The organism is Novipirellula herctigrandis, from assembly GCA_007859835.1.
In the GTDB taxonomy this organism is placed as follows: Bacteria; Planctomycetota; Planctomycetia; order Pirellulales; family Pirellulaceae; genus Novipirellula_A; species Novipirellula_A herctigrandis.
On the sequence record SJPJ01000001.1, the window covers coordinates 8,108,652 to 8,113,759 of the forward strand.

Sequence of the window (5,108 nt, forward strand, 5' to 3'; positions counted from 1 at the left end):
TCCAGGAATCGCATAGTCAAGTATAGGACTGAATGCGACCAATAAGTGTATATCGTTACCGATCGAGGATATGAGGTTTACACAACTTAGCTTAGTTACATTAACGCTGTTTGATCTTGCATAATTGAGCAACGCACTGTCGAGAAATGCCCTTTCTTCCTCGCGAAGCGATAAATACTCGGTCGATTTTATGATGCGTGTCGTAAATTTGCCGCTTGAGAATGTGTTTTCAGGCAAAGGTTCTACTGCATCCGCGCACACACAACTCAGCAAGAACGCCAAGGCTAGTCCTCAATCAAGCGATCCACGCGTGACGTTTTCGGGTTTTTCGCTTGTGCGATGCGAGCAGACCGGTGGCCAGGCTTTTTGATTTTCGATCTTGATCTTCGCATGGCTCGTGTTCTTTGAGTTAGGCGTTTGAGCGGTACCGAGACGTCCAGACCTCGGCTTCGTTGGTGCTGAGTCGTCAACATCGCAGTGGCTTGCGGATGTGATCGTGTAGGGTCATCAGTAGGTCCACCGTAGGGCGATAGGTTAACAACCGGAAGACGCGCTGCCGTGACGAACGGATGATTTGAGCGGGAAGAAGGATCAGCGAATTCAAATACGTCCAGAATTCCATCCGAATAATTCGGTTGCGAGCTTCCCGGCGAACACGTTTCTGACTTTCGTTGCCCTTGACTTGAACCAGCAACCCGCTCCAAATCTTCAACGTCCAAGCCAAGGAGGCGAACAGCATGTACGCCATGTTGCTTTCAAGGTTATCCAGCGGAGCGGTCAAGGCTCCACAGGCTTTCAATTGGCTGATCGTGTTTTCTTGGTCGCAACGCTGGTTGCTGCCGCGAATCACTTCCCTCGCTGGCAAAGTTCCTGCTGTTTCATTGGTGATATAAAAGAAGTATCGCTCTTCGGAGAACAGTAGCTGTTGCCCACTGGTTACATCAATGTCTTTGCGAACAACGATCATTCGATAAGTCTTCTCGCATGCGGTGGGACAATACTCGAATTCAGCGTAACTCTCTCCGGTAAGTCGTTGATTCTTGTAGCCATTGGTCTGGACGATTCGTTCTCTCTCGTTCGGACGGCAGGCACGCTCTGCCTTGTCCGGCGTGCTTCGCCTCGAACGGTCAAGCCGTTTCCATGCGGTTTTTGCAAGCGAATCAGCGATGCGGCAGAGGTTCCGATGAGCGGAATAGCCAAGAATGAACTTCACACCTGAGTTGTCCCAGCGATCCAAGTGCTCCGTCGACGAGAAGGCCGTATCGCCACGAAGAACGATCTTTCGAAAGCCCGCCTGTGTGCATTGTTGGATCGCCAAGTCATAGAAAAATGCGGAGTCTTCCTCGCTGGTACGATTGCCGCTACGATTGTGCAGGTAAAGCAGCTCCTGAGTTTCCGCGAGCGTGACGACCAGCGGATGGTAGCCCCATTGGCCTTTGTAGTTGATGCCGATGCCGGATTTCTTTTCACCGCTTGTTTCCACCATCGTTCCGTCTGCTTCGATCGTGGCGCAATCGAGAAAGCTGTCCTCTTGCTGCTTCCAAACGGTTTGCCGAACGCGATTGACTGCCTGCATGACCATGAGCAGCTTGAGGTGACTGAATCTCCGGCAGAAATCTCCAGCAGTAGTCGGGTCGGGTATGCGCTCCGCACCGAGTGCATCGAGATAGGCTTCGTCGTTGCGTCGTTGTTCGATGTGATCCAAGCACGTTCCACCGGCGAGCAGGTTCAGGGCAATGTTGAGAATGTGGTCAGTTTCGTCGTAGGGCAGGTGGAGCTTGAATACCTTTGCCGAACGATTGAGTTCCTTCCGCAGACCAAGCTTCTTGATCAGTTCGAGGATCACTGCGATACCGCCGCAGGAGACCGCCTGCTGTTTCTCGGCGAGTTCGAGTTTCGTGGTGGAAGGACGAATCATGGGCGATTTCCACGCTCCATGCTGGACTGAAATTCTGCGTAATAATCTCCGTTTGCGTTTTCGCAGTTGTTGACGTACCCTGATGTTCACTCGAAACCCCTTGTAGCGTGCGTGGATTGAAGTCTTAGTAACCTCCAATAGACGCGTAAAACGCCAAGGGTTTTCGAGTTTTATAAAATATTCGCGACTTAGCAGTCGCTTGATTGAGGGCTAGTTGCATAAATACGAAGCACCTCACTTGATTACTCCATTCGTCTGAAAATCTGTGCAACCACCACCAAACGTATTGTTTGCAGTACCTGAGATAGGTCCGAAGGTCACAGTTCTTGACGTACCGCAGCAACACCGTTGGGTCTTATGTACCGATCCTGTAGTATTGCCGGGCTTACATTTGTAAAAGCAAACACCATCCGTAATTGAATATTTCGATCGCCATCGCGTCGTTCCGGCGCTTGCAAATATTGTCATTTGACAAGACGACTCTTCATTGCTTCCGGACCCACTGAAAGTCGCACGTTGGCAACCCTCCGGCACACTCAATCCATCAATAACAGTGTCAATAATCGCATCTATGGCACGTCGTTCTAACTCGTCAAAGTGATCGCCAAGTTTTTTACGTAGTATGCCCTCCACACGGTCTCGCACATCCGTTGTCGAACCGACATCGGTATCGCCGGTAAGCGAAATATCAAGCAACGCATCAACAACTGCATCGGCAACGTGCCCCGGAATTCCCGACGGCAAACCGGGGCCTATCAATGTCTTAAATGTATCTTTCATCAAATCCTCCGATTGTCCATGCAATTCTCCTTCTAATGCCAACTCCATTACTCGCATGCCACAGGATGGGTCCGTTACCGGCGAAGGCTGAGTACCAGGATTTATCAATGTTTGAACCTGCTGCCTCAAACAAGTGGAGGCAATACTTACATCACGATCTGACGTAGAAAAGAAACCTGATGGATCAACCTGTCCTAACACGCTCTTAAGCAAAAAGCTATAAAGCAACATCGTATCGGCGTACCCGATCGGATCTCTGGAGCAGAACCTACCGGCAACGGAGTCGTACATTCGGGCGCGGTAGTGATACAAGCCCAGTGCTTCATCCCACTCGCGGCCGGTGTAGGTGTAGCGGTTGGAAGAGAGGCTAGTGGCTAGAACCGAGAGGCTAGAGTCCAGGATCGTGGGTTCGCCGTAGGCGGTGTAGGCGTAACGTTCTTTGATGAGACCACCACCATCGGTCAGTGCAATAACGCTATATTGTTGGTTTCGGTGGTAGTAACGTAAGCCGCCAGTTCCACCCCTTATGACCGGCTCGTCGATGTAACTGGCGTAGACATAAGTGTAGGTCGGTGAAGCAGGCACCGCTCCCGATACGTAATCCGCGATCGTTTGCTGGCCACTTTGCACGAACACCGTTACCGTCGTCCCATCGTCGCGAGCGACTCGGCGACCCAATGCGTCGAACTGATAGGTCACATCGTCGCTGCCGTCATTGTCGACGTCCGCTCCAAGCAGCTTGTTCTCAAAATCCCAATGAAGCGAGAGGCTCGTGGCTAGCGGCGAGAGGCTAGTGGGAAGTAGCGTTTGGTTCCCCTTGGCGTCGTGCTGAACCGCTTGGCCGGCGGCACTGAGGATCTCGTGCGTGGGGCCGTGGGTACGGCTTTGCACGCTGGCGTTCTCGGTGAAACTGTTCCAGTCGCCGACAAGCGACAGATTCCAGGCTTGATCGAGGTTGCTGTCGGAGCGGTTCCAACCGACCAAGCGATCCTCGTCGTCATAACCGCTCGATGGAACCGTGAATCCGTAACCGCTCATCGTTCCCGTAATCGTCTCGGACGTCTTGTTCTTGTTCGCGTCCCAGCCGTACGTAAGATCCTCGATTGGAGCACCGCTAAAGGTGATCCCCGCAAGGGTGTTATCGGTATTGTACGTTCTACTTTCACTCACACCGTTATTGTAGCTACTACCCGTCATTCGCCCACCGTCGTCGTAGGTACGCGTGTCGACGGTGGTGTTGTTAAACGCGACCGTTGCCAATTGTCCACGATCGGTATAGGTCCGGGCGACCGGGGAGCCATCGGGGTACGTTAGACTCGACACTTGGCCGAGATCGTCGTAATTGGTCGTTGTTGTATAGGTTTGGCCACCAAGGGTGGTCGACTTGCGGCCCGCTTCGTCGTACGGGGCACAAGAAACGGGCCATCCAGTTTCTTTTCAGCACTTAGCTTTAACGAAGTCTTCAATTTGGAAATTTGCAGCCAGTTGATGCGATCGGAGTCGCGCACCTCCTCTTCAGCCATTACACATGCATCTTTTCAGCATCGATCGCGCAGCAGACAACGCTAATCGCAAAATCAGTTGCAGGTTCGAGCGTGCGGAAGAGAATCCGCTACACCGAAGCTAGTCCGAGTAGTTTCTCGGGAGCACACAGCCAGCCTTGACCACACCGGACAGCCTCACGAGCAAGGCTCTCGGGAGTGCCTGCCGCTCGCTTAAACACCCGACCAAACTTCTTCACAATGTCGCACCAACCATGGGTGTCGAGCCCAATGCGACTCAAGATAGGAGCCAAGTGATCGGGTATCTTGCCAACCTTGTTCCGGTGCAACTGCCGGCCCGTCCAATCCAAGAGTTCCAAAAAGCCGCGACATCGAGACCGCCAAGAACCCGTTGGTACTTGCCCGCCGACCAGATGGATCGACACACGGCCCGACCGCATCGTTCCTTTCATCAATCTCGATCGGACTCATCCAACCGTTTTTGCGCCGACGACGACTCCACTCCCAATCATGAGTACTCGGCCGATTCCGATCACGTCGTTCAATGGAGGCACCGGTTCAAAGGCCATTGGTGATCATCACGACGCTCGATCGATTAGACAAACGACGGTTCCATTCGTGGGAGGCGGCCTTGGCCCTCGCGTACCGTACGATCAAAAACAAGTTGGATACAATCAATAGCAGGGCAAATCGTTTCATGGGGGTGGTTCTTGGCGGTTGGGGGCTGATTCGTTGTTCCACCGAGACTATCATCGTGATTACTGCCAATTCATTCCTCTGCTGATCTTACCACCATGAAATCTCTCGCCACCTTTTTCGTGCTCGTAACTTCGATCCTGCTTGGACAAGCCTGTTGCGCTGACGCACCCGAGCGGCCAAACATCATGATCTTCCTAGTCGATGATATG

2 protein-coding genes are annotated in these 5,108 nt (G+C 52.5%); both read right to left on the reverse strand.

The genetic code is table 11. From position 1 onward, the window contains the following. Window positions 1-466: 466 nt before the first annotated feature. Entirely contained in the window at window positions 467-1,918 is a 1,452-nt protein-coding gene (locus CA13_RS29455; protein ID WP_146393721.1) for an IS1380 family transposase, read from the reverse strand. A 234-nt stretch (window positions 1,919-2,152) separates the two neighbouring features. Beyond that, complete coding sequence (locus CA13_RS29460) at window positions 2,153-4,021, reverse strand: RHS repeat-associated core domain-containing protein (protein WP_146402757.1); 1,869 nt, start codon at window positions 4,019-4,021, stop codon at window positions 2,153-2,155. Window positions 4,022-5,108: the final 1,087 nt, after the last annotated feature.

Bases quoted from the DNA above. Each gene is read 5' to 3' on its own strand.
- CA13_RS29455 (WP_146393721.1), bottom strand. From the start codon at position 1,918: ATGATTCGTCCTTCCACCACGAAACTCGAACTCGCCGAGAAACAGCAG.